The organism is Flavobacterium sp., assembly GCF_027484205.1.
Taxonomy (GTDB): Bacteria; Bacteroidota; Bacteroidia; order Flavobacteriales; family Flavobacteriaceae; genus Flavobacterium.
The window spans coordinates 1-5,624 of the sequence record NZ_JAIXUB010000008.1 but is presented as its reverse complement, the minus strand read 5'-3'; the positions used below and the strand labels follow the sequence as shown (position 1 = coordinate 5,624).

General features: G+C 33.3%; 4 protein-coding genes. 2 read left to right on the top strand and 2 right to left on the bottom strand.

Features of this window, described 5'->3' with window-relative positions; genetic code table 11:
* Position 1 precedes the first annotated feature (1 nt).
* Positions 2-85 carry an IS3 family transposase gene (locus tag Q0049_RS16625; protein ID WP_367178933.1) on the top strand — a complete coding sequence of 28 codons (84 nt, stop codon included), beginning with the start codon at positions 2-4 and terminating at the stop codon, positions 83-85.
* Positions 86-137: 52 nt separating this feature from the next.
* Here the strand turns inward: Q0049_RS16625 and Q0049_RS02645 are convergent, their stop codons facing one another.
* Positions 138-1,904 (bottom strand): DUF885 family protein, encoded by a 1,767-nt coding sequence (locus Q0049_RS02645; RefSeq protein WP_298116280.1) that lies wholly within the window; start codon positions 1,902-1,904, stop codon positions 138-140.
* A gap of 206 nt (positions 1,905-2,110) precedes the next feature.
* On the bottom strand, positions 2,111-3,007 hold the full coding sequence (locus Q0049_RS02640) for a NifU family protein (RefSeq protein WP_298116278.1): 897 nt from the start codon (positions 3,005-3,007) through the stop codon (positions 2,111-2,113).
* A gap of 131 nt (positions 3,008-3,138) precedes the next feature.
* Between Q0049_RS02640 and Q0049_RS02635 the strand changes: the two genes are divergently transcribed.
* Positions 3,139-5,624, top strand: a 2,486-nt coding sequence (locus Q0049_RS02635; protein WP_298116276.1) for a choice-of-anchor L domain-containing protein, incomplete at its 3' end; no start/stop codon positions are given.

The following is a 5,624-nucleotide window of genomic DNA, read 5'->3' as shown; positions in this document are numbered from 1 at the left end:
TATCTATTATAACAACGAAAGAATAAAATCAAATTTAAACAAAATGAGTCCGATAAAATATCGAACTCATTATTATCAAAATTAATTATAAATTTGTCTAAACTTTTGGGTGCAGTCTAGTTACGAAAGGCATTTTTTTATTTACTTGTTTTAATCCAATTGTTTACTTTTTTCTCCAAAAGAGCCAATGGCATAACACCTGATTCTAAAACTATTTGATGGTATTTTTTGATGTCAAATTTTGAACCTAATTCTTTTTCGGCTTTTTTGCGAAGTTCAATTATTTTTAGTTGACCTATTTTATAGGATAATGCTTGACCTGGAACTGCCATATAACGCTCAATTTCTGAAATGATACTCGCTTCACTTTCGGCTTCGTTGTCTAAAGAATATTGAATGGCTTGCTCGCGTGTCCAACCTTTTGAATGCATTCCTGTGTCAACTACTAAACGAATGGCACGATGCATTTCGCTTCCTAACATCCCAAAATATTGATATGGATCTTTGTATAAACCTAACTCTTTTCCTAAACTTTCGGTGTATAAAGCCCAACCTTCACCATAAGCACCAAACCAATTGAATTTTCTAAAATCGGGTAAAGCTTTGTTTTCTTGTTGTAGTGAAATTTGAAAATGATGTCCCGGAATGGCTTCGTGAAGGAATAAATCTTCATCGGCATAATAATTATAGCTTTTTACATCGGGAATTGGAACATAAAAAGTTCCTGGTCGAGAACCATCTGCTGCACCTTGAACATATTCTGCACTTGCTGTTTTTTCTCTAAAAGCTTCTGTTCTTTTTATTTGGAATGCTGTTTTTGGTTGCAATGAAAATAATTTATCCACATTTGGTTTGATTGTAGCGTGGTATTTTTCAAAATTAGCTATTACTTCTTCCGGTTTTTTGAAAGGTTTTAATTCGGCTTTGTTTCTCACGTAATCGAAAAACTCTTTTATGGTTCCTTTAAATCCAACTTCGGTTTTCACTTTTTCCATTTCCGATTTTAATCGAGCTACTTCTTGCAAACCTAAATTGTGAATTTCTTCAGGAGTCATTTCGGTTGTAGTCCATTGTTTTACATAGGCTTTGTATAAATTTGCGCCATTTGGTAACGCTCCAATTCCGCTTGTGTTTCTAGATTTTGGAAGATACTCTGATTTTATAAATGCAGTCATTTTCTTAAATCTCGGAAGTAATTTATCGTTGATTGTTGATGCGTATTCTTTTTTTAGTATTTCTTTTTGGGAATTTGAAATTTCAGATGGTATTGATTTTATAGTTGTGTAAAAAATATTGTCTTCTGCATTTTGAGTAATCATTTCGTCAAATTGATTTAATACTTTGAAAGACAAAACTTTTGGTAAAACTACATTTTTATCGACTCCTTTTTTCATGTAAACCATTGCAGAATCTAACCAAACTGCATACAAATCCATTCTTTTTAAGAAGTTTTTATAATCTTTCTCGGTTTTGAATGGTTGTGCACTTTCGCCTGCTGCAAATTGTGCCATAGTCAAATGCGTTCCCCAAAATTGATGAATTGGTGTAAGATTAGCATTTTGTTGAAGCAAATCTTTTCCGACAGCAATTTCCCATTTAATGATGTCGAAACTGTTTTTTTCTTCCTCAGAAAGTGATTCAAAATCGATTTTTGAAAGTTCGGTTTCGTATTTGTTGAAAAATTCAACTTGCTTTTTTCTGAAAGAATCCGTCATTTCAAATTGCAATTGGTCGTTGTATTTGTTTTGACCATTGAGTGTTGCATCTAAAGGATTTAGGATGTTTTTTTCGTCAAAATAACTTTCGGTTAATTTTTTGAAATCTACTGATTTTTCTTCCGATTTACAGTTTACTAACAAGATTGAAAGTAAAATGAAGGAAGAAATTGTTTTCAAATTTTTCATTTATATTTTGGTTATTGGTTGGTTAAAACTACTGAAATTTATTCAATACAAAAACTAATTAGCCCTGATTGAAATGGAAATCTTTTTTATTGTTTTTAGAAAAAAGCCCTTCGACTGCGCTCAGGGTGACAAAACAATAAAAAGATTGAAACGAAAAGCAGGAATAGGGTTTATAAAAATTCCCGAACTATTTGCTCCAAATTAATTTAAGCGTTTAATGCTTCAACAATAATATCTTTATCGTTTAGCATGTCTTTTAGCATGTTTTCGATGCCATTTTTTAAAGTGAATGTCGACGATGGACAACCGTTGCACGAACCTTGAAGAACGACTTTCACTCGTTTACTATTTTCATCGTAAGAATCGAACAAGATATTTCCTCCGTCTGCTGCTACTGCAGGTTTTACGTATTCTTCTAAGATGTTAATAATCTGTTGTGAAGTAGTGTCTAGGTTATCAAAATTTTTTATTTGTTGTTTTTCAGATTTGGCATCCTGAACGATTAAATCTTCATCGATAACTGTTCCTCCATTTTCGATGAATTGTTTGATAAAGGTGCGAACTTCCAATGTTATTTCGTCCCAAGAAGCAATGTCAAATTTTGTAATAGAAATATAATTTTCATCAATAAAAATCTCTTTTACAAATGGAAATTGAAATAATTCTTTTGCTATTGGCGATGCTGCAGTTTCGTCAATATTTTTAAATTCGACTGCTGTTTTTGTCAATCTTCTGCTGACAACAAATTTTAAAGTTGCAGGATTTGGAGTGGTTTCTCCATAAACGGTTATAGCAGATTTTTTTGGTTTGAAAGCGTCTTCAATTATTATTTTACCGCCGTTTTTTACATATTCTTCAATTTGTTCAGCAACAGCATCTTTAACGTCATTCCAATCGACAATACTAAATCTTTCGATGGCAATAAAGTTGCTTGAAATGTAAACTGTTTTTACGAATGGAAGGTAAAATAATTGTTGTGCAATAGGCGAATTTTTAGCTTCATCTATGTTTTTAAATTCAAAACTTTCGTTTTGAGTTATAAAATCTGGGAATTCAAATTTAAGAATTGTTGGATTTTGTGTTTCTTTTATATTTAGTTTCATAGTAAATCTTGTAATTTTCTACAAATTTAACAAAGTTATTTTCATGGAATGTTTATATTTGGGGTTTTTAAACAATTAATTAACACTTTAGACGTTATTTAATAACAATTGTCTTAGTAACCAAATATACTATGAAGAGAATTTTACTTATTTTTTTAGTTGTATTTTGCAATAGTGTTTTCGGGCAACTTATTGTAGATAATACAACGCAGACACCAGCTCAATTAGTTCAAAATGTATTGTTAGGTGGTGGTATTACAGTTTCAAATATTACTTTTAATGGAGCTGCTGCCAATGCTACGATGGTAAGAGATCAAGTTGGTTTTTTTACAAATGGAGTTACCACTAACTTAGGAATCAACGAAGGGATTATTCTTTCAACAGGAAGAGCAACCGAAGCTATTGGTCCAAATAATTCTGGAAGTACTACACAGGCATCAATTTTTCCTATGGGTGGCGATCCTGATTTAGCAGCAATTGCTACTGGTGCTATTAACACAAAGGCGATTTTAGAATTTGATTTTGTGCCGATTGGAAATACTTTAAGCTTTAATTTTGTTTTTGGTTCTGAGGAGTACTTAGAATATGTTGGGTCTTCTTTTAATGATGTATTTGGTTTCTTTTTAAGTGGTCCAGGAATAACTGGTCCATATACTGGTGGCGCAGCAAATATTGCATTAGTACCGTCAACAACAACAGCGATATCTATTAATAATGTAAATGCAACTTCATTTCCTGCTTTTTATGTTAATAATGGAACTGGAGCTACACCAGCGGCAAATCCTACAATTCAGTTTGATGGTTTTACTACTGTGATTGCGGCTCAAGCTAATGTTCAATGTGGTATGACTTATCATATTAAATTAGCAATATCGAATGTTGGAGATTCTGCATTTGATTCTGCTGTATTTTTACAGGCACAAAGTTTTAATACAAATGCATTTAGTTTTCCAAATGATTTTTTAGTTTCGAACGGTTTTGCTCCTTGTGATGGAAGTACTGCTACAATTTGTACTGGTTTATCAGCGACAATTCCTCATACTTGGACATTCAATGGTGTTCCAATGCCTGCAGAAACTGGTCCTTGTATTACTGTTTCTCAACCAGGTGTTTATTGTGCAACGGCGTATCCATATGGTCCAGGTTGTCCTATATCAGATTGTATTACAGTTGAGTTTTTACCACCTTTGCCTATAAATCCACCAGACAATTTAGTTGAATGTACTAATACAGTTGATTTAACACAAAATACATCTCAAGTATTAGGATCACTTTCGCCAAGTTTATTTGATGTGAATTATTTTACAAACTTGACAGATGCAGAGAATTATGCAAGTAATATATTAGTTCCAACAGCATACACACTTACAAGTAATCCTCAAACTATTTACATTAGAGTAGATGATTCGTCGGGTTCTAATTGTTTTAGTATTCAATCATTTACCGTAACAGTTGACCCAGTTACTTGTTTAGCTTATGCAAATCAACCACCAAATCTTGAACAGTGTGATGACGCTTCGAATGATGGAATAGGGACTTTTGATTTTTCACCCCAAACACCAATTACTTTAGGAGCGCAAAATCCAGCTGACTACACGGTAACATATCATTTGACTTTAGCAGGTGCGCAAGGAGATACAGGTGCAATAACTTCAATTACTAATTTTCAAAATACTGTAAATCCACAAACTATATATATTAGAGTTGAAGATAACACAGATCCAACATTTTACGCAACAAACTCTTTTCAATTAATAGTTCATCCTCAACCTGCAACACCAAATCCATCTGATGTAACGGTTTGTGATAGTTATATTTTACCAGCTTTACCTACAGGACAAACTTATCATTCGGCATCAGGCGGAAGTGCAACAACTTTGATTTCTGCTGGAACTAGTATTTCTACTTCTCAAACAATTTATGTTTTTGCACAATCTGGAACTACACCTAATTGTACAGCAGAAGGAGATTTTGTAGTTACTATAAATTCAACACCGACTGCACCAAATCCATCAGATGTAACGGTTTGCGATAGTTATGTTTTGCCAGTTTTACCTGTAGGACAAACCTACCATTCGGCATCAGGAGGTAGTCTTGCAACATTATTACCAGTTGGAACATCAATAACAACTACTCAAACAATTTATGTTTTTGCCCAAACTGGAACAACACCAAATTGTACAAGTGAAGGTGATTTTGTAGTTACAGTAAATACGACACCTGCTGTACCAAATCCTTCAGATGTGACAGTTTGTGGTAGTTACATATTACCTGTATTACCTTCAGGTCAAACTTATCATTCTGCAACTGGAGGAAGTTTAGCAACTCAAATTGCATCAGGAACATCAATAACAACTACTCAAACGATTTACATTTTTTCACAAACAGGTACAACTCCAAATTGTACAAGTGAAGGAGATTTTGTTGTTACTGTAAATATTTCTCCAACTACACCAAATCCATCCGATGTAACAGCTTGTGATAGTTATGTTTTACCTGCTTTACCAGCAGGACAGAGCTATCATACAGCTTCAGGCGGAACAGGAACAACATTATCCGCAGGAACATCAATTACAAGTTCACAAACTATTTATGTTTATGCACAAACAGGAACAAC

Excerpts from the sequence above, each read along its gene's own strand:
- Q0049_RS02645 (WP_298116280.1), bottom strand. The coding sequence starts at position 1,904 with ATGAAAAATTTGAAAACAATTTCTTCCTTCATTTTACTTTCAATCTTG.
- Q0049_RS02640 (WP_298116278.1), bottom strand. The coding sequence starts at position 3,007 with ATGAAACTAAATATAAAAGAAACACAAAATCCAACAATTCTTAAATTT.